16 protein-coding genes are annotated in these 19,400 nt (G+C 71.9%); 12 read left to right on the top strand and 4 right to left on the bottom strand.

Going from position 1 to position 19,400, the window contains the following annotated elements:
* Nucleotides 1-132: 132 nt before the first annotated feature.
* From WEB03_RS14360 to WEB03_RS14380, 5 genes are all read left to right on the top strand, one after another.
* Nucleotides 133-1,554 (top strand): AAA family ATPase, encoded by a 1,422-nt coding sequence (locus WEB03_RS14360; protein WP_368071604.1) that lies wholly within the window; start codon nucleotides 133-135, stop codon nucleotides 1,552-1,554.
* Nucleotides 1,551-2,651, top strand: a complete 1,101-nt coding sequence (locus WEB03_RS14365) for a hypothetical protein (RefSeq protein ID WP_368071605.1) — start codon at nucleotides 1,551-1,553, stop codon at nucleotides 2,649-2,651. The genes WEB03_RS14360 and WEB03_RS14365 overlap by 4 nt, the downstream gene beginning before the upstream one ends.
* Nucleotides 2,652-2,680: 29 nt before the next feature.
* Complete coding sequence (locus WEB03_RS14370) at nucleotides 2,681-4,555, top strand: substrate-binding domain-containing protein (RefSeq protein ID WP_368071606.1); 1,875 nt, start codon at nucleotides 2,681-2,683, stop codon at nucleotides 4,553-4,555.
* Nucleotides 4,555-5,286 (top strand): hypothetical protein, encoded by a 732-nt coding sequence (locus WEB03_RS14375; protein WP_368071607.1) that lies wholly within the window; start codon nucleotides 4,555-4,557, stop codon nucleotides 5,284-5,286. The genes WEB03_RS14370 and WEB03_RS14375 overlap by 1 nt, the downstream gene beginning before the upstream one ends.
* Before the next feature lie 102 nt (nucleotides 5,287-5,388).
* A complete protein-coding gene (locus WEB03_RS14380) occupies nucleotides 5,389-6,210 on the top strand; it encodes a PspA/IM30 family protein (RefSeq protein ID WP_368071608.1) in 822 nt (273 codons plus the stop codon).
* Between the two features lie 40 nt (nucleotides 6,211-6,250).
* Here the strand turns inward: WEB03_RS14380 and WEB03_RS14385 are convergent, their stop codons facing one another.
* Complete coding sequence (locus WEB03_RS14385) at nucleotides 6,251-6,829, bottom strand: DUF2510 domain-containing protein (RefSeq protein WP_368071609.1); 579 nt, start codon at nucleotides 6,827-6,829, stop codon at nucleotides 6,251-6,253.
* A gap of 393 nt (nucleotides 6,830-7,222) precedes the next feature.
* Here WEB03_RS14385 and WEB03_RS14390 point away from each other — a divergent pair, with 393 nt between their 5' ends.
* Nucleotides 7,223-8,842 (top strand): sensor histidine kinase, encoded by a 1,620-nt coding sequence (locus WEB03_RS14390; RefSeq protein WP_368071610.1) that lies wholly within the window; start codon nucleotides 7,223-7,225, stop codon nucleotides 8,840-8,842.
* Between the two features lie 100 nt (nucleotides 8,843-8,942).
* Nucleotides 8,943-9,749 carry a response regulator gene (locus WEB03_RS14395; RefSeq protein WP_368071611.1) on the top strand — a complete coding sequence of 269 codons (807 nt, stop codon included), beginning with the start codon at nucleotides 8,943-8,945 and terminating at the stop codon, nucleotides 9,747-9,749.
* Nucleotides 9,750-9,826: 77 nt separating this feature from the next.
* Here WEB03_RS14395 and WEB03_RS14400 read toward each other — a convergent pair whose 3' ends face one another.
* Nucleotides 9,827-10,396, bottom strand: a complete 570-nt coding sequence (locus WEB03_RS14400) for a hypothetical protein (protein WP_368071612.1) — start codon at nucleotides 10,394-10,396, stop codon at nucleotides 9,827-9,829.
* A 140-nt stretch (nucleotides 10,397-10,536) separates the two neighbouring features.
* Between WEB03_RS14400 and WEB03_RS14405 the strand changes: the two genes are divergently transcribed.
* From WEB03_RS14405 to WEB03_RS14420, 4 genes are all read left to right on the top strand, one after another.
* Nucleotides 10,537-11,658, top strand: coding sequence for an ABC transporter ATP-binding protein (locus WEB03_RS14405; protein ID WP_368071613.1), 1,122 nt, complete (start codon nucleotides 10,537-10,539; stop codon nucleotides 11,656-11,658).
* Nucleotides 11,655-12,338 carry an ABC transporter permease gene (locus WEB03_RS14410; RefSeq protein WP_368071614.1) on the top strand — a complete coding sequence of 228 codons (684 nt, stop codon included), beginning with the start codon at nucleotides 11,655-11,657 and terminating at the stop codon, nucleotides 12,336-12,338. The genes WEB03_RS14405 and WEB03_RS14410 overlap by 4 nt, the downstream gene beginning before the upstream one ends.
* Nucleotides 12,339-12,347: 9 nt before the next feature.
* Nucleotides 12,348-13,079 (top strand): ABC transporter permease, encoded by a 732-nt coding sequence (locus WEB03_RS14415; RefSeq protein WP_368071615.1) that lies wholly within the window; start codon nucleotides 12,348-12,350, stop codon nucleotides 13,077-13,079.
* A gap of 63 nt (nucleotides 13,080-13,142) precedes the next feature.
* Entirely contained in the window at nucleotides 13,143-14,144 is a 1,002-nt protein-coding gene (locus tag WEB03_RS14420; protein WP_368071616.1) for a glycine betaine ABC transporter substrate-binding protein, read from the top strand.
* A gap of 10 nt (nucleotides 14,145-14,154) precedes the next feature.
* On the opposite strand, the gene WEB03_RS14425 is transcribed toward WEB03_RS14420, so the two are convergent.
* Nucleotides 14,155-14,721 carry a TetR family transcriptional regulator gene (locus WEB03_RS14425; RefSeq protein ID WP_368071617.1) on the bottom strand — a complete coding sequence of 189 codons (567 nt, stop codon included), beginning with the start codon at nucleotides 14,719-14,721 and terminating at the stop codon, nucleotides 14,155-14,157.
* 136 nt (nucleotides 14,722-14,857) lie between these two features.
* Between WEB03_RS14425 and WEB03_RS14430 the strand changes: the two genes are divergently transcribed.
* Nucleotides 14,858-16,363 (top strand): leucyl aminopeptidase, encoded by a 1,506-nt coding sequence (locus WEB03_RS14430; protein WP_368071618.1) that lies wholly within the window; start codon nucleotides 14,858-14,860, stop codon nucleotides 16,361-16,363.
* 30 nt (nucleotides 16,364-16,393) lie between these two features.
* On the opposite strand, the gene gcvP is transcribed toward WEB03_RS14430, so the two are convergent.
* On the bottom strand, nucleotides 16,394-19,360 hold the full coding sequence (gcvP, locus tag WEB03_RS14435) for an aminomethyl-transferring glycine dehydrogenase (RefSeq protein WP_368071619.1): 2,967 nt from the start codon (nucleotides 19,358-19,360) through the stop codon (nucleotides 16,394-16,396).
* Nucleotides 19,361-19,400 lie beyond the last annotated feature (40 nt).

Genomic DNA, 19,400 nt, shown 5'->3' on the forward strand with positions numbered 1-19,400 from the left:
GTTAGCGATGCTAGCGTCGCTCCACCAGGCGGGCGGATCCGACGGATGGCTCGCCCGATCCGGCTCCGCCTCTAGAGTGAGGTGTTCGGGGACGGTGGCGTCGGTGCTACCGGGCGACGCACGGAGCGCAGGGTGAGCGACAGCGACCAGGGCGCACCCGACGAGCCCTCCGCGTCCGCGGGGCCCCTCGACGCTCCCGTGGGGTCGATGACCGCAGCGGCGCTCGCCGCGGGTGGCGCCGCCGAGGTCACCGAGACCGAGGTACGCGACGAAGCCGCGCTGGTCGCATCGTGGCTGCTCGGCGTCAGCGGGTCGATCTCACCCGAGGGCGTCGAGGCCCTCCGCGCCATCGTGGGTCCCGTCGCCCCCGCCGAGGTGGCACGTCCGGACCTCAGCCTCGTCGCGCCCGATGCGGTCCTCTCTCGCCTGCTCGCCGGTCGGGCGCACCTCGATGCCTGGCGCTACTACCTCGCCGTCATGGAGCTCGCGCACGCGGTCGTCGCGCTCGACGTCTACCCGACCGCCAGCGCCCTGGCGCTGCTCGACGTGCTGCGGACCACGATGCTGTCCACGATCGACGCCGCGGGCGCGCGACCGGGCCGCGTTCCCGGCGACCCCGCCCCCGCGTCCGACGCGGTGCAGGCCGAGAAGGAGCCGACGGGCGCCGAGGACCGGCCGACCGAGGAGGACGTCGAGGAGCTGCTGGCCGAGCTCGACGAGCTCATCGGGCTCGAACCGGTGAAGGCCGAGGTGCGGCGGGTCGCCGACCGTCTGCTGGTCGACAACCTCCGGACCGACGCGGGTCTCAAGGTGCCGGACGTGTCCCGCCACCTGGTGTTCACCGGCAACCCCGGGACCGGCAAGACGACGGTCGCGCGCCTGCTCGGCCGGCTCTACGCCGCGATGGGCCTGGTCGAGCGCGGGCACCTGGTCGAGACCGACCGCGAGGGCCTGGTCGCCGGGTACGTCGGCCAGACCGCGACTCGGGTCAAGGAGCGTTTCGAGGAAGCCGACGGCGGGGTGCTGCTGGTCGACGAGGCCTACTCGCTGGCTCGTGGTGGGGAACGGGACTTCGGTCGCGAGGCCATCGACGCGGTCGTGAAGCTCGCCGAGGACCGGCGCGACCGCATCGTGGTCATCCTGACGGGGTACCCGGTGGAGATGGCCGACCTCGTCGCATCGAACCCGGGCATGGCGTCGCGCTTCCCGCGGACGCTGCACTTCCCCGACTACTCCGACGAGGAGCTGCTCGAGATCGCCGAGCTGCTCGCCGAGGCAGGCGCGTACCGGCTCACCGCCGGGGCTCGGAACGCGCTGTGCGCACGGTTCGATGAGGCCGAGCGGGACCGCGGGTTCGGCAACGGCCGGTTCGCCCGCAACCTCGTCGAGGCGTCGATCGACCGGCAGGCGTCCCGCATCGCCGCCAGCGTGCGGGAGGGTCGCTCCCCCGACGCCTCGGCCCTGTCGCAGATCCGTGCCGAGGACGTCCCGACGGCCGACGAGGTCGCCGAGCTCGGAGGGCGCCCGGCCGACGGAGCGGACGCGCACCCGTGAAGCGGCTCCTCGCCGTCCTGGTCGCCGTCGGGCTCGTGGGGCTCGGCTTCCTCGTCCGCGACCTGCGCGCCGGTGGGGACGGCGCCCTCCCAACGCTCCCCGGTGGTGGGTCGTCCGCTGCCGCGTCCGTCCTCTGCGACGAGGCGTTCGCCGAGGTGTGCGACGCGCTCGCGGCCGACGGCGAGCTGGATGTGCGTCGCGAACCGGCCGGCACCACCGTCGACCGGTTGGTGGCCCTGCCCGACGGGGCCAGCGGTGAGGATCTTCCCGAAGCCTGGGTCACGATCGCGCCGTGGCCGGCGATCGTCGACGAGGATCGGATCCGACGCGGGTTGGCACCGCTGTTCGATCCGGCTGCCGAGGACACGGCCATCGCCTCCTCGCCTCTGGTGCTGGTGACCTGGGACGATCGTGGTGAGGTGCTCGCGGCCGCCTGCGAGGGCGGTGTGATCGGCCTGGCCTGCCTCGGTGAGGCCGCCGGCCGGTCGTGGTCCGACCTCGGCGGCCCGGACGCCTGGGCTGCGTTCAAACCCGGTCTCGAGGACCCGGCGCGATCGTCGCTCGGCCTGGCGGCGCTCGGGGCGTTCACGGCCGCGGAGCTCGACACGCTCGGCTTCGGGACACGGTCGTTGGCCGACGGCGGCTACCTCGACGTCATCGCGCGGTTCGGCAGGTCGGTCCCGGACTTCCGCCCGTCGGCCGGTTCCCCGCTGGCAGCGGCCGTGCTCACCGGGCCGTCCTCGTTCGATCTCGTCCTGACCTCCGAGGCGGCCGCCCGGCGGGCGATCGAGGGATCGGCGCAGTGGGGGCCGCGCCTGGTCGCCGCCTACCCCCCGGTGGTCGGGACCGACGGCGGGGCGACCTCGTTCGACCTCGTCGTCGCCACCACCGGCGGCACGGACGCGGAGTCGCTGCGCGGCGAGGTCGGGGCGGCGGCCGGGGCGGCAGGCTGGCACACCTCCGAGGTGACCCCTCCCCCGCTCGCCGGTGAACCAGGGGACACATCACAGCTGCCGACGGAGGCTCCAGGTGCGACGCTGCCCGGTGCCGGCGCGCTCACGGCGCTGCGCACGACCTTCACCGAGACCGTCCGATGATGTAGAAGCGCTGCTCGAAGGAGGCGCCCGTGCAGCACCCCACCGCTCCCCTCCCCCGTCCTGTCAGGTGGCGTGCGCTGGCCGTCGCCGTGGCGGCGGCGCTGATCGCGACCGCCTGCGTGGCGGTGGACCTCAGCGGGGACGACGGCGGGAACGACGACGGGGTCGCCGTCGACGCTGACCCCGGGGACTGCACCCTGGTCGACATGGCCGTCTCGAGCGAGAAGATCGACCTGCTGACCGATCTCGCCCGGACCTTCAACGCGGCATCGGCGGACGGCCAGGACGGGTTCACCACCGAGGCAGGCTGCATCTTCGTCCGCCCGGCGACCAAGGCGTCCGGGCTGGCGGCTTCGCTGCTGTTCGAGGGCTGGGACGAGGACATCGAGGGTCCGCGACCGGTCATCTGGTCGCCCGCGTCCTCGTCGTGGGGGGCGCTGGTCAACCACGAGCTCGGGGAACGTGGCGAGCCGCCGATCGTCGGCGACTCCCGACCGTTCATGATCTCGCCGCTGGTCATCGCCGTGCCCGAGCCGATGGCGGACGCCCTGGGGTACCCCGAGACCCCGATCGGGTGGGAGGACGTGCTCGATCTGGCCACCGACCCCGACGGGTGGGCGGCGTTCGGTCGGCCGGAGTTCGGACCGTTCAAGCTCGGCAAGACCAACCCGCACTTCTCGACCTCCGGCCTGTCGGCGCTCATCGCGCAGTACCACGCGGCCACGGGCAAGACATCGGGGTTGACCGTCGAGGACGTCCGGCAACCGGACGTCGCCGCCTACGCCGCCGGGATCGAATCGGCGGTCACCCACTACGGCGACACCACGCTGACCTTCCTGAACAACCTCTACCGGAACGACGCGCGAGGTTCAGCGCTCGCGTACGCGTCGGCGGTCGCGGTCGAGGAGGTCTCGGTCGTCAACTACAACCGCGGCAACCCCGACGGCGTCCTCCAGCCCGGTGAGGTCCCTGAGGAACCGCGCGTGCCCCTCGTGTCGATCTACCCCAAGGAGGGCACGCTCTTCAGCGACAACCCGTTCATCGTCCTCGACGCCGACTGGGTCAGCGACGACCAACGGGCCGCAGCCGCTCGTTTCGAGGACTACGTCCAGCAGCCGGGGAACCAGGAGCGGGTGCTCGAGTTCGGGTTCCGCCCCGGCAACCCGGCCGTCCCGATCGGTGCGCCGATCACCCTCGACCTCGGCGTCGACCCGGACCAGCCCCAGACCACGCTGCAGACCCCGGACCCGGCTGTCCTCGCCGCGGTCCTCGACCAGTGGGACGCGCAGCGCAAGGCGGCACGGGTGATGCTGACCGTCGACGTGTCCGGATCGATGGGCGACCCGGTCTCGACCGCCGAGGGTGGGCGCGCGACGAAGCTGGACCTCGCCAAGCAGGCCGCCGTCACCGCACTCGACCAGTTCCGCGACGACGACGAAGTGGGCCTGCGCATCTTCACCTCGGGGCTCGGTGCGAACGGGACCGGGGACTGGGTCGACCTCGTCGGGGTCGCGCCGATGGGCGAGGTCCGCGACGAGCTCCGCACCGCGCTGGAGGGCCTCGTGCCGCTCCAGGGCACGCCCCTCTACGCGGCGGTGGCCGACAGCTACGAGCTGCTGCTCGACGGGTACGACGACGCGAAGATCAACGCGGTGGTGGTCCTCTCCGACGGCCAGGACGACGGCTACAGCGAGGTCGGGCTCGAGGACGCGCTGCGCCGGTTGGAACGAGGCGCCGAGGGTGCGACCTCCCGTGAGGTCCGGGTGTTCCCGATCGGGTACGGCGACGACGCCGACATGACCACGCTGCGGCGCATCGCCGAGGCGACGGACGCCGCCGCGTACGACGCGACGGACGCACGCTCGATCGACCGGGTCTTCGAGGCCGTCGTGAGCAACTTCTGATGGGCCTCCGCGACCGCATCCTCACCCGCCGCGTGTCCCAGCGGATGATGAGCCCCGCCGCGATCGTGGCCGCGGGTGCGGGGTCGGCGGTCGTCGTGGCGGCGGGTGCCCCGCTGGTGCTGGCGGCGGCCGCGGGTGTCGCCGCGTGGGGGCTGGTCGTCGGCACCGCCGTCGAACGCGGTGCGAAGCGCCCGAGCTTCGACGCGCGCTCCCTGCCGCCTCCGTGGCGTGACTACGTGCGCGAAGCCCAGGACGCGGCCTCCCGGTACGACCGGGCGCTGTCGGGTGTGCAGGAGGGTCCGGTCCGTGTCCGGCTGCTCGCGATCGGTGAACGCGTCCGCGACGGCGTCGAGCAGTGCTGGCACATCGCCAACCGGGGTCTCGCGCTGGACCGAGCCGCGATGAGCCTCGAGGACCCGCGCCGGGTGCGTGACCGGCTCGACGACCTCACCGGGCGCGAGGACGCGACCGCCCAGCAGACCCGGGCCGCTCTCCAGGCCCAGCTCGACGCGACCGAACGGCTCGCACGGACCCGACGCGACGTCGGCGAACAGCTGCAGCTGCTGGACGCCAGGCTGGACGAATCGGTGGCACGCGCCGTCGAGCTCGGCCTGTCGGCCGACCGCGGCGACGTCGGGCTGGCCGGCACGATCGGCTCCGACATCGAGGCGGTCGTTCAGGACATGGAGGCGCTGCGCCAAGCCCTCGAGGAGACCACCGCCCTCGGCTGACCGGACGTCGCCCGTGGCGACCCACCGCCACGTGACGCACGGACGCGAAGACCGACCACCGACCACAGCACCGATCAGAGACCACGACCAGGAGCGAGCACCATGGCGAACGTCTTCACCCGGATCTGGCGCTACCTCGGCGCCGCCCTCACCGGCAAGTTCGACGAGATGGCCGACCCGAAGATCCAGATCGAGCAGGCCATCCGCGAGGCGCAGGAGCAGCACCGCATCCTGCGCGAACGGGCTGCCGACGTGATCGCCAGCCAGAAGCAGACCCAGATGCAGCTCGATCGTGCGCTGAAGAACCTCGACAAGACGCGGGCGTCCGCCAAGCAGGCCCTGGTCATGGCCGAGGAGGCGACCGCCGCGGGCGACACCGACCGCGTCGCGAAGATGGCGACGGCGGCCGAGAACTTCGCGCAGCGGCTCGTGATCCTCGAGGACGAGGTCAACACGCTGCAGAACCTGCTGTTGCAAGCGTCCGCGGCATCGGACCACGCCAAGGCCGCGGTGTCGCAGAACGCGTCGCTGCTGCAGCGGAAGATGGCGGAGCGGCAGACGCTGCTCAACCAGCTCGGGCAGGCCGAGATGGCCGAGCAGATGAACGCCTCGATGGAGTCCCTGACGGCCACGGTCGGGCAGGACGTCCCCACCATGGACGAGGTCCGCGCGAAGATCGAGGGCCGACTCGCGAAGGCACAGGGTAGGTCCGAGCTCGCCGCGGACTCGGTCGAGGGCCAGATGCTCGAGGTCGAGCAGGCCGCGATGAACAACGAGGCGCAGGCGCGCCTGTCGCAGCTGCGGAGCGAGCTCGGGATCGCCGGTGCTCCGGCCAGCGACGCGGCTGACCGTGATGCGATCGAGGCCGAGATCGACGCGGCGGTCGCCGAGGCCGAGGGGCAGGAGGGTGGCGCCACGGCCTGAGCGGTCGTCCGGTCCGGCCGGGTGTCGCGCCCGGCCGGGCTCAGTCGATCCGCAGTTCGAAGCTGCCGCCCTCGCCCACCCAACCCTCGACGAACACGGTGTAACGGCCGGGAGCGAGCTCCAGCGCGAGGTAGGGGTCGAAGACGTCGCCACCCGGGGCGTCCACCTCACGGTCGTCGTTCTGCCCGAGCGACTCGCCGGACGGGCCGATGACCTCGAGCATCGAGTCGAAGCCATCCTCGCCCCGGACGTCGAACGTGACGGTGCCGGGACGTTCGACGGTGAAGGAGGCCTGGAACGCACCGTCCGAGGGGATGGTGGCGGTGAGCCGGTCCCCGATCTGCGCCTCGGTCCGGACCGTCACGTTCGTGCGTGTGTCGGCCGTGACGCCGCTGGTGTCGAACTCGCCGAAACGCACCGCGGCGACGCCGATGAAGCCGATGAGCGCCAGGACGATCGCCCCGACGACGGCCACGATGATGATCCCCGTCCGGAGACCGTTCCCGCTCCGTGGCGCGGGCGCCGCAGTGACGTGCTCGGTCCACGCGGCGCCGTCCCACCAGCGCAGCTGGCCGTGAGTCCCGCTCGGATCGGCGTACCACCCCGCTGCTGCGCTCACCGTCTCGCTCCTACCCCACCGACACCCGGTCGTTCACGGCGCTGGAGCTTCCCGCGGAACCTAACGGGTCCGGACCATCCAGCAGCGTCGGATGCCCGCGAGAACCGAGAGCTGCGTGACGGACAGCGCCCGAGCCGTCACACCAGGTCACCACGGCGTCCCGCTGCGACGGGACATCTGTCCTGCTCCGAACGACCCCCTCCGCGTCTACCATCAACGATGCTCGTGGAGCGAGCCGCACCGGGGGGCCGCGTGGCTCCTGAGGATGGGAACGTGGTGGAGGGGAAGCCGGGGCACGGCAGCGCGATTCGGTCGCGCCGTCGCGAGGGGACAGCGCTCTCCGACCGTTACCGCGGTCGCGATCGTCGCGGCCTCCTCGCGACGTCACAGCCGTTGGGCCGGTCGTTCCTCCTGGTCGCCTCGTTCGTCGTGCTCGGCTTCATCCTCACCCGACTGGGGCCAGGCGAACCGTTCGACCTCGTGCAGATCGCCCGGGCCGAGTCGTCGTTCAGCGGCGCGGCCTTCGCGGTCGCGCTGGCGGTCGCCGGTCTGTGCGTCCTCCGCTGGAAGCTCGTCGGGGAGGCCGCCGCCCTGCACCTCGGCCTCGCGAGCGGGGTCTACGCCAGCTGCGTCCTCGGCCCGAGTCTCGTCGTTGGGGGTACGAGCGCCGTCGCGGGGACCGGATCCCTCCCCGCCGGCGGCCGGATCGTCACCGCCGCCCTCGTCGTCGTCGCCCTGATCGCTCCCGAGGTGGATTCGGGCCTGCGACCGTGGCGGTCGATCCGGGGGACCCTCGGGGGTCTCCTCGTGGTCGTCGGCGTGTTGACGTGGGCGCCCGGTGTGACGGAGGTCCTCCTGACGCCCGCGGAGCTGCGCAGCGGCGTCGACACCGTGACTGGCGCGCCCGGTGTGGCCGTGGTCGCTGTCTGGCTCGTCCTCGGCGCGTGGGCACTCTGGCCTCGGCGCGGGTCGCGACGGCCCCTGCTGGCGTGGTTCGGGCTCGGCTGCCTGGTCCTGGCCACCAGCGCGGCGACGCCGCTCCGGGTCGGGGCGAACGGTGCGGTGCTGGATCTCGGGTCAGTCATCCTCGAACTCACCGCCTTCCTCACCATCGGGACCGGGGCGATCATCGAGCTGATCCGAGCCTTCCGGGACAAAGACGGGCGGCTCCTCGCCTCGGTCGCCGCAGCCCGCACGGCTGCGGAGAGACTCCGGTGCGATGCGGAGGATGAGCGCGAACGCACCCACGAGGCACAGAACGTCCTGTTCTCGATCGAGGCGGCGACCACGACGCTGGAGCGGTACCGCGACCAGCTGGATCCGGCCGAACGGGCCGCCCTGTCCTCGAGCATCAGCAGCGAGGTTCAGCGCCTACAGCGACTGGTCGACCCCCGACCGCAGCAGGTCGAGGTCGGACGTTTCCACCCGTCGGAAGCGATCGCGCCGCTCGTGACCTGTCTGCGGACGATGACGACCCACGTGCACGTCGACGTGCCGCACCACCTCGTCGCGATCGGCCGGCCCGTCGACACGGTGCAGGCGATCCACAACGTGCTCGAGAACGCGCGACGCTACGGCGGTGGTGACATCACGGTGCGGGCGACCTTGGAGCACGACCGGGTCGTGCTGCGCATCTCCGACCGAGGCCCCGGTGTCGCCGAGGAACAGCGCGAGGCCATCTTCGAGCGGGGCGTGCGTGGCTCGGCCGCGGACGGGACGACCGGCAGCGGCCTCGGGCTGCACATCAGCCGCGAACTGATGCGCGGCCAGGGCGGGGACCTGCGCCTAGCGTCACCCGATGGGGTCGGCGGCGCGGCCTTCGAGATCGTGCTGCCCGGGTTCTCCACACTGCTCGGCGGAGCAGCCGGGCAGGTTGACGACCAGCCCGAGGACCTGCGTGAGTCCGTGGCCGTGCGTCGGCGGCTCCGGCTGGTCCGGGCGAGGACCGAGGACGCGAGCCGTGCCGGCGGGGTCGACGAGGACGACCACCTCGGGGACGTCGCGGCCCGGTAGCCCGACGCGCTCCGCGTCGTCACCGACGGTGCGCTGTCTTCGCGGTCAGGTGGCGCCATCGCTAGCGTCTTCGGCGGGGGTGATGGTCGGGAGGTGGGTCGTGTCCGAGCAGGGGCCGGTGGACGTGATCGTGGTCGAGGACCACGAACTGCTGGCGCAGAGCGTGACCTACGCCCTGCGGGCTCAGGGGCTGCAGGTGGCGACGTCCGGCGACGTGGCGCTCGACGCGGTGGCCGCGCTGGTACAGGCCCGGCAGCCGCGTCTGGTGTTGCTGGACCTCGACCTGGGCGAACACGGCACCAGCCTGCCGCTGATCGGACGCTGTGTGGACGCGGGTGCTCGGGTGCTGATGCTGACCGCGGTCAAGGACCGGGCGCGGCTGGCGGCCTGTATCGAGGCCGGGGCGGTCGGCGTCGTCAGCAAGTCGCAACCACTGGAGGACCTGGTCACCGCCATCACCGAGGTGATGGAGCGGGGTACGTCCCTGAGCGACACCGAGCGACAGTCGTGGCTGGCCGACCTGCGCCAGCACCGCAGCCAGGAGGTCGAGCGGTTCGAGCCCTTCGAGCGGCTGACCGAGCGCGAACGTCAGGTCCTGGACGCCCTCATCGACGGGTGGTCCGCGGACGATCTGGCGGCCGAGTGGGTCGTAGCGGTCTCGACCGTGCGCAGCCAGATCCGCAGCATCCTGCTGAAGCTCGGGGTCAACTCCCAACTGTCGGCGATCGCCTTGTCACCAGGCGAGGATGACCATCACCAGCACGAGGACGGCGGCGATGGCGAGGACGAGCATGATCGCGTACTCGAGCGTGCTCGCGCCCTCGTGGTGACGCCGGCGGTGGGTCTCGAAGCGCACAGCGACCCCTGTCCCGGACGCGGCGTTCCGCTCCGAACTGTAGGCCCGTGACCCATCAGCGCAGGGGTGACGAGCGTCCCCGACTGCGGGGACGTCGGTCCCGCGGACCCGTCCGGAGAGCTCGGCGGCTACGAAGGCCTTGGCTCGAACGCGTCCAGGGGCCCCGAACCGGGCACCGCGAACAGGTCGGTACCGAACGGGTCCTTCACCTGGACCTCGTCGAACCGTGCGAACAGGTCGAGGGCGAGCTCGCCGGCGCCGTCCTCGTGACGCACCGACACCGTGAGGGTCCGGCTGGTCCCGTCACCGGCCGTCGACCGTCCCTCGAGCGACCACTCCGGCGCCCAGCTGCCCGGCCGCGGTTCGGGTTGGCCGAAGAGCGGGGACTCGACGTCCGCGCCGTCGAAAGCGGCCACCACATCGACCAGCTGCTCCTCGGTGAAGGTGTAGACCTCGGTCCGCTGACCCGCGTCGGCCGTGGTGGTCCGGCGGAGCGATCCGAGGATGGTCGACACCGGGGAGACCAGGACCTGCACCCGACGGTCGACGACCTCGACGCTACCGACACCGGTCCCCCAGGGGTATCGCTCCGGCGTCGGTTCGAACGTGGCGGCGATCACCCGGAACTTGGTGTCGAGCTCCAGGCCGAGGAGGGCCGCGCCATCGAGCACGCGATCGAGGTCCTCGATGCTCGTCACGGGCTGATCAACCTCGCCACCGGTCCCGTCGGTCACCCATCCCCTCCAGCTCCGGCCTCGGACCCTACCCACCGTGCGGGACGTGACCGGTCGGCCGCCGGTCGGCGCCTACGCTCCCGCACCGGCAGCGAGGAGACGCCGTGGCGGACGCGATGATCGAGTTGCGCGGGGCGACCAAGCTCTTCCCCGGTCTGGACCACCCCGCGGTCGACGCGCTCGACCTGACCATCGCCGAAGGCGAGCTGGTCACCCTCGTCGGTCCCTCGGGGTGCGGGAAGACCACGACCCTGAAGATGATCAACCGGATCGTGGAGCCGACCTCCGGCACGATCACCGTCGGTGGGCACGACGTGATGGAACGGCCCGCCCACCTCGTACGGCGAGACATCGGGTACGTGATCCAGCAGATCGGCCTGTTCCCCCACCACACCATCGCGCGCAACATCGCCACGGTCCCCCGCCTGCTCGGGTGGGAGGACGACCGCACCGCAGCGCGGGTCGACGAACTCATCGGGCTGATGGGCCTCGATCCGGGCATGAAGGAGCGCTACCCCGGCGAGCTGTCCGGCGGTCAACGGCAGCGCGTCGGCGTCGCACGTGCCCTCGCCGCCGACCCGCCGGTGCTGCTCATGGACGAGCCGTACGGAGCGGTCGATCCTCTCGTCCGCGGTCGCCTCCAGGACCAGCTGCTGGAGCTCCAGCGGGACCTGCACAAGACCATCGTGTTCGTCACCCACGACATCGACGAGGCCATGCGGCTCGGGGACCGCATCGCCATCCTCAACCTCGGCGGCGTGCTCGAACAGTTCGACACGCCCGAGGAGCTCCTCCGCGCGCCGGCCAACGAGTTCGTCGAGGACTTCCTCGGCGGAGAACGTGGACTCAAGCGCCTGGCGCTCCGCTGCGTCGCCGACCTGCCCGAGCTACGGCGCGGCAGCGTCGTCCCGGCTGACGCCACCGGCGCGGACGCAGTCGCGGTGGCCGAGGAGTACGGCGGGGACTGGTGCGGCGTGCTCGACGGTGATCACCTCCGCGGGTGGGCCTGGGTGGATCAGTTCCGAGGCGCCGCGCGTGCGGGTGACGTCGACACGCGACGGTTCCGGGTCGGCATCACCCGGGACTCGACCCTCCGCGAGGCCCTCGACGCGATGGTCCGTTCCTCGACCGGTGTGGCCGCGGTGTTCGACGGCGACCGCTACCTCGGCATGCTGCAGCTCGGGGACCTGACCGCGGAGATCACGACCGGTTCGGCGCACCCGTGATCGCCATCGGTAGCGGTCTCGTGCTGGCCCAGGGCGCGCCTGCGGGCCAGTGGCTGATCCAGAACACCGACGCGATCGTCCGGCGCGGCCTCGAGCACCTGCAGCTGACCGCGATCTCGATCGCGCTCGGGCTCGTCGTGTCGATCGTCCTGTCGGTGATCGCGCTGCGCTACCGGCGGACGTACAAGCCCATCACCACCGCCGCCGGCATCGTGTTCACCATCCCGTCGATCGCGCTGTTCCCGGTCCTGCGCCCGTACTTCGGCCTGACCGCGACCACCGCCATCATCGGACTGACCCTCTACACCCTGCTGTTCCTGATCCGCAACATCCTCGTCGGCATCGAGGGGGTCCCCGCGGAGATCGTCGAGGCCGCCGAGGGCCAGGGCTACGCACGCAACCGCCTCTTCCTCGAGGTGCAGCTGCCACTCGCCCTGCCCGTGATCCTCGCTGGCGTCCGCATCGCCACGGTGACCACCATCGGTCTGGTCACCATCACCGGCCTGATCGGGTACGGCGGCTTCGGGTTCTTCATCTTCGACGGGCTGCGTTCCAACCTCTACCTGCCGAAGCTGCTGGTTGGCGCGCTGGCGCCGATGGTCATGGCCCTCGTCGCGGACGGCCTGATCCAGCTCCTCGAACGTGCGCTGACGCCGTGGTCGCGTCGCGCCGCAGCCTGAGGAGACGACGTGGAACCCTTCATCGACGCCTTCGGCTTCCTCACCGACCCGGCGAACTGGAGCGGCAACCGGGGCATCCTCGTGCGCTTCATCGAGCACGTGCAGCTGTCGCTCCCCCCGCTGCTCGCGGCCATGCTCGTGGCCATCCCCGCCGGGGTGCTCGCCGGCCACTTCCGTCGCGGTCAAGCGATCGGGACCTTCATCGCCAACGTGGGCCGAGCCATCCCGACGCTGGCGCTGCTGGTCTTCGGGCTGATCCTGTCGGTGCGCGTCTTCGACCTCGGCATCAGCTACTGGCCGACGGTGTTCGCGCTGTTCTTCCTCGCGCTCCACCCGCTGTTCACCAACACCTACACGGCCGTCAAGAACGTCGACCGCTCGCTCCTCGAAGCGGCGCGCGGCATGGGTTACGACGAACGTCAGCTCCTGTGGGAGGTCGAGCTCCCGGTCGCGTCACCGGTCATCTTCACCGCCATCCGCGTGGCGGCCGTCCAGGTCGTCGCGACCGCGCCGATCGGGGCGCTCGCAGCCGGCGGCGGGTTCGGCCGCTTCGTCATCGACGGGTTCGGGTCGCGCAACTACGGCGTGATGTACGCCGGCATCATCCTCATCGCGCTGCTCGCGGTCGCGACCGAACGGACCGTCGACGGGATCGAACGCCTCGTGGTCCCGAGGGAGCTCCGTGGTGCATCCGGGGACGACGTCGCCACCGTCGCGGCGAACACCGGACGCGCCGTCTGAGCGCAGCCGGACGTCGGTACGAGGTCAGCGGTACGTGACCGGCACCGGCTCCGAAGCAGCGAGGTGGCCTACAGTCACGCCCGCCACGCGGTCGAGGTCGGCACGACCGACCCGTCGCCCGGAAGCGGCGACCGGACCGCCAGCCCCGAGGGACCCATCACGATGCGTACGACCCGGACCGTCACGACCGCGCTGGTCGCCACCGTCGCCCTGTTCGCGACCGCCTGCGGCGGAGGTGACGAGACCGTCACCGTCGGCTCCAACGACTTCGCCGAATCCCGCATCCTCGCCCAGATCTACGGCATCGCGCTGGAGGACGCCGGCATCTCGGTGGAGGTGCGCGAGAACATCGGTTCGCGCGAGAACACCTTCCCCGCCGTCGTCGACGGTGAGCTGCAGCTCGTCCCGGAGTACACCGGCAACGCCTACCTGTTCGCCGCGAGCGAGGAGGACACCGACCTGCGAGACGAGCAGGAGGTCTACGACGCGCTCGTCGAGCTCCTCGCCGAGGACGACCTGATCGTCGGCGAGTACTCCGACGCCCAGGACGTCGACGGTCTGGCCGTCACCCGCGAGACCGCCGAGGAGCACGGGCTGACCACCATCTCCGACATCGCGAACTTCGAGGGCACGTTCACCTTCGGTGGCGGCCCCGAGTGCGAGGACCGGATCAGCTGCTTCCGCGGCTACCAGGAGGTCTACGGGCTCGCCAACATGGAGTTCGTCACCCTCGACTCGGGTGGGCCGATCACCGTCGAAGCGCTCAACGCCGGCGAGGTCGACGGGGCCAACCTGTTCACCACCCAGTCGGTCGTCGCGGTCAACGACTACGTCCTGCTCGAGGACGACCAGCAGCTCCAGCTGCCCCAGAACATCGTGCCGGTCCTGCGTCAGGACGTGATCGACACCCACGGCGACGAGGTGCTCGCCATCCTCGACCAGATCCACGCGACGCTCACCGAGGACGATCTCATCGCCATGAACGCGGCCGTCGAGATCGACCAGCGCGAACCCCGCGACGTCGCCCGGGAGTGGCTCGGGGAGGCCGGCCTGCTCGGCAGCTGACGACAGCCGATCACCGACGCTGGCCCACCACCCCACCGACCATCAGATCCGCGAGGTGGTGGGCCAGTGCGTCGGTCGGCGTGACCGACGGCGAGATCGCGTAGCTCACGATCAGCCGGGTCGCCGCATCCGCCGCGACGGCCTGCTCGTCCGGACCGAGCTCCGGTACGTACTGGCCGAACAGCTCCACGACCACCGTCCGGGCCGCCGACAGCACCGGGCCCGACCCGTCGGTCAGGAACGGCAGCAGCGCCTCGGGTTCGGTCTCAAGCAGCCGGTCGAGGAGCGGGTGCTCACGGGCGCTCGTCAGCGCCGAAGCGATCGCCGCAGCCAGGGCCGGACGCAGCTCCTGGTGCTCGCTGGCCGCCGATCGCATCCGCTCGAGGAACGCCTCCTCCTCGCGGAGGATGGTCGCGGTGATCAACCCGTCACGGCTGCCGACGTACCGGTAGACGGTCTGGCGCGACACCCGCGCCTCACGGGCGACGTCCTCGAGCGCCAACCTCGCCAACCCGTGACGGCTCATCACCGTGAGCGCCGCAGCGAGGATCCGGCGCCTGGTGTCCTCGGTGCTCAATCCCGTGTCCTTCGGGTGGTGGCTCGTCGGCGACGGACGGGAGTCTACGGGCGGCGATCCCCCGACCGTCGCCCGCGTCGGCGAGGCCCGTCACCTCCTAGTGTGACGAGCACCCGCCGCAGCCCTCGGAGGCCCCGTGGACCGATCACCGCTGCCACTGCCAGACACCCCGATGCCGTCGGTCGAGGTGAGCACGGTCGGCCTGCTCGACCTCGACGTCGATGCGCTGGTGGTGCCGGTCTTCCGAGGCGGTGTCGACGGCCCAGGGACCGACGAGGTCCTCGAGGCGCTCGGCCTCGAGGACTCCCCGCGCGACGAGGTGTTCCGCGGCAAGGTCGGCCAGCTGCTCCACCTCGCCGCTCCCGGCCTGCGGGCAGGTCGCGTGACGCTGGTCGGCCTCGGACGGCTCGACGGGCTGTCGGAGACGGTCGTCCGTCGCGCACTCGGATCGGCCGTCAGGGAGCTCGCACCCCGCTGCCGCACCATCGCGACCAGCGTCTCGCTCGCCTCGGTTGGACCCGGCGGCGTCCGTGCCGCCGCTGAGGGCGCGTTGCTCGGGGCCTACCGCTACGACGCCGGACGGTCGCAGCCCCGTCCCCGTGCGCTCGAGACGATCACGCTCCTGACCACCACCTCCGAGCGGGGTGCCGCCGAGCGGGCCGTCGAGCGGGCGACCATCCACGCCCGGGCCCAGTACGTGGCGCGGGACCTGGTCACCTGTCCCCCCGACCGGCTCGGTCCCCCGGAGTTCGCCGAGGTCGCCCGCGCCATCCTTCCCGACGAGGTCGAGGTGGAGGTCTGGGACGAGGAGCGCCTGTCGGCAGAGGGCTGCGGTGGACTTCTGGCGGTCGGCCGCGGATCGTCACGACCGCCCCGGCTCGTCCGGCTGCGGTGGGCTCCCGAGGGCGCGGTTGCGCGCGTCGCCCTCGTGGGCAAGGGCATCACCTTCGACACCGGTGGGATCTCGCTCAAGCGGCCGTCGGAGATCATGACGGGGATGAAGGGCGATATGGCCGGTGCCGCAGCGGTCCTCGCCGTCTTCACCGCGCTCGCCGACCTGAAGGTGCCGGTCGAGGTGACCGGGGAGCTGTGCCTGGCCGAGAACATGATCGACGGTGACGCGCAGCGGCCGTCGGACGTGATCACGGTGCGGGGCGGCACGACCGTCGAGGTGATGAACACCGACGCCGAGGGTCGCCTGGTCCTCGCCGACGGGTTGGCCCTCGCGGCCGAGGACGGGGTCGACGCCATCGTCGACCTCGCGACGCTCACCGGTGCAGCCATCCGCGCCATCGGTCCGCGCGCCACGGCCGTGTTCAGCAACGACGACGATCTCCTGCGCCAACTGCTCGGCGCGGGCGAGGCCGCCGGCGAGGCGATGTGGCACATGCCGCTCTGGGAGGATCTGCGCGACAACCTCGAGTCCGACGTGGCCGACCTCAACAACCTCGGCCGTGGCGACGAAGCCGGCGCGACCATGGCCGCGCTGTTCCTGCGCGAGTTCGTCGACTCGACGCCGTGGGTACACCTCGACATCGCCGGCCCCGCCTGGCAGGACGAGGACCGCTACCACGAACCTCGCCACGGCACCGGCGTCCCGACGAGGACCCTGCTGCGCTGGCTCGAGGCGTCGACCGACTGATCGCGGCCGTCGGGTCGGGTCAGCGGCCGGTCACGCGAACGCCTCCGGCGGCGGGCAGGCGCAGACGAGGTTGCGGTCCCCGTGGGCGTTGTCGACCCGGGACACCGGCGGCCAGTACTTGTCGGCACGCGCCTGCGGGCCGTCGCTGCCGCGCCAGGTCCCCGGGTAGGCCGCGACCTCGCGCGGGTAGGCACGGTCCCACGCGTCGGCCACCACCTCCTCAGCCGGGTGCGGCGCACGCACCAGCGGGTTGTCGTCGGCCGGCCAGGTCCCCGCCGCCACCTCGTCGATCTCCTCGCGGATGCGTGCCATCGCGTCGCAGAACCGGTCGAGTTCGGCCAGGGACTCGGACTCGGTCGGCTCGATCATCAGGGTCCCCGCGACCGGGAACGACATCGTGGGTGCGTGGAACCCGAGGTCGATCAACCGCTTGGCGACGTCCTCGTTGGTGATGCCGGTGTCCGCCTGGAGCGGGCGGAGATCGACGATGACCTCGTGCGCCACGAACCCGCCGGCGCCCGTGTAGAGCACCGGGAAGTGCTCACGCAGCCGGTGGGCGACGTAGTTGGCGCTGAGGATCGCGGTCTCGGTCGCCTGTCGCAGCCCGTCGGGCCCCATCATCGCGATGTACGCCCACGGGATCGGCAGGATCCCGGCCGACCCCCACGGCGCGGACGCGACCGGGCCCGTCCGGTCCTGCGCCGCGATGTCGCCGTGCTCGGTGACCGGCACGAGCGGGTGGGTCGGCAGGTACGGAGCGAGGTGGGCCCGGCAGGCGACGGGACCGACACCCGGACCGCCGCCTCCGTGGGGGATGCAGAACGTCTTGTGCAGGTTCAGGTGGCTGACGTCGGCCCCGAAGTGGCCGGGCTTGGCCACCCCGACGAGGGCGTTGAGGTTCGCGCCGTCGAGGTAGACCTGCCCCCCGTGCTCGTGGACGAGGTCGCACACCTCACGGATCCGTCGCTCGAAGACCCCGTGCGTCGACGGGTAGGTCACCATCAAGGCGGCGAGCCGGTCACCGTGCTCGGTCACCTTGAACTTCAACTCGTCGACGTCGACGTTGCCGTCCTCGTCGCAGGCGACCACCACGACGCGCATCCCGGCCATCACGGCCGACGCGGCGTTCGTGCCGTGCGCCGACGAGGGGATCAGGCACACGTCCCGTCCTGCCTCGCCCCTCCCCCGGTGGTAACCGCGGATGGCGAGCAAGCCCGCGAGCTCGCCCTGCGAGCCGGCGTTCGGCTGCAGGGACACCGCGTCGTACCCGGTGATCTCCGCGAGCCATCGCTCGAGGTCACCCACCACCTGCCGGGTCCCCTCGGCCCGGTCGACCGGCACGAACGGGTGGAGGTCGGCGAAGCTCGGCCAGGTGATCGGCTCCATCTCGGCCGCGGCGTTGAGCTTCATGGTGCAGGAACCGAGCGGGATCATCGACCGGTCGAGCGCGACATCGCGCGCTTTCAGGACACGCAGCCAGCGCATCAGTTCGGTCTCGGAGCGGTACCGGTGGAACCGCGGGTCGGTCAGGAACGACGAGGTACGACGCTGGCCGGCGGGGATCCCGGGGAGGCCATCGTCATCGACGTTGAGCAGCGCCTCGGCGGTCCGGCGCACGTCCTCGGCGTCGGTCGGCGTTCCGGTGAGGGCGTCCACCAGCGCTGCCACCTCCGCCGCGGTGACGGTCTCGTCGAGGCTGACGCCGAGGTGGTCGTCGTCGACCCGGCGCAGCTCGAACCCGGCCGCCACGGCCGACGCGTGCAGCTCACCGGCACGGCCCGTTGCGAGGACGGTCAGCGTGTCGCTGAACGTGGTGGCCGGCACCTCGAGGCCGCCGGCGATCAGCAGCTCGCGCAGCACCGCGGTCAGCACGTGGGTGCGGCGCGCGATCCGCGCGAGCCCCTCCGGGCCGTGGTGGACGGCGTAGAACGCGGCGACGACGGCCAACAGGACCTGCGAGGTGCAGATGTTGGACGTGGCTCGTTCTCGCCGGATGTGCTGTTCGCGGGTCTGCAGCGCGAGCCGGTAGGCCGGGCGGCCGGCGGCGTCCTTGGACACCCCGACCAGCCGTCCCGGGAGCTGGCGGGCCCACTCCTGCCGGGTGGCGAGGAACGCGGCGTGCGGGCCGCCGGACATCGGTGGGACGCCGAACCGTTGGGCGGAGCCGACGACGACATCGGCACCCTGCTCGCCGGGCGGGGTCGCCAGCGTGCAGGCGAACAGGTCGGTGGCGACCACCACCGGGACGCCGACCGCGTGGAGCTCGCTGATGAGCGCGGTGTCGTCCGGCAGGGCCCCGTCGGTGGTCGGCTGCTGGAGCAGCACGGCCGCGACCCGATCAGGATCGGCCGAGACGCGGCTGGCGAGGACATCGGGGTCGCGGACGTCGGCGACCACCAGCTCCCACCCGAGCGGCTCGGCGCGGGTGGCGACCACGGCGATGGTCTGCGGGTGGCACGCCGCGTCGACCAGCACGACCGCGCCGTCACGGCGGGCCGCTCGCCGGCACAGCTGGATGGCCTCAGCGGCAGCCGTGCCTTCGTCGAGGAGGGATGCGCCAGCCAGTTCGCAGCCCGTGAGGTCAGCGATGGCGGTCTGGAACACCAGCAGCGCTTCGAGCCGTCCCTGCGAGATCTCCGGCTGGTAGGGCGTGTACGCCGTGTACCACCCGGGATCCTCGAGCACACCGCGACGGACCACGGCGGGCGTGACGGTCCCGTGGTAGCCGGTGCCGATCAGGCTGCGCCGGACCACGTTGCGGTCGGCGATGGCACGGAGCTGACGGAGCGCGGCGGCCTCGTCGACAGCGGCGGGCAGATCGAGCGGTGCGTCGTCGCGGATGGAGTCCGGCACCGCCCGGTCGAGCAGCTCGGTCGTCGAGGACAGACCGAGGGCAGCCAGCATGTGTGCCCGCTCGGCAGCGTCGGGACCGAGGTGACGGCGGAGGAAGCCACCGGCGTCCTCGAGGTCCGGGAAGCCTCGCTGCTCGTCGGTCACCTGCGTCTCCGGGTCGCGTCGGCGCAGCGTACGTTGCCGC

The sequence above is a fragment of the Nitriliruptor sp. genome, assembly GCF_040882075.1.
Lineage (GTDB): Bacteria > Actinomycetota > Nitriliruptoria > Nitriliruptorales > Nitriliruptoraceae > Nitriliruptor.